This is a genomic window from Citrobacter sp. TBCS-14, from assembly GCF_005280805.1.
GTDB lineage: Bacteria > Pseudomonadota > Gammaproteobacteria > Enterobacterales > Enterobacteriaceae > Citrobacter > Citrobacter gillenii.
In genome coordinates this window covers 1-222 of sequence record NZ_SZWM01001037.1, presented here as the reverse complement: position 1 = coordinate 222, position 222 = coordinate 1, and the positions used below count along the sequence as shown (strand labels likewise).

The window sequence follows — 222 nt, the reverse complement described above, 5'->3', positions numbered from 1 at the left end:
GTGAGGGTTTCGACTGCGTCGTACGCGTTGGCACACTGAAAGATTCGGGGCTGATTGCCCGACCGCTGGGGAAACTCACGCAGATTAACTGTGCCAGTCCACAGTATCTGGCCCGCTTTGGTTATCCGGAAAGCCTGGAGGATTTGGCCTCACATGCCGTGGTGCATTATTCGGTCAATTTGGGAACACGCGCACAGGGCTTCGAGGTGGCTACAGACAATG

1 protein-coding gene is annotated in these 222 nt (G+C 55.9%); it reads left to right on the top strand.

What is annotated here, in order from left to right:
* Positions 1-222, top strand: a 222-nt coding sequence (locus FDX22_RS23820) for a LysR substrate-binding domain-containing protein (RefSeq protein WP_255433053.1), incomplete at both ends; no start/stop codon positions are given.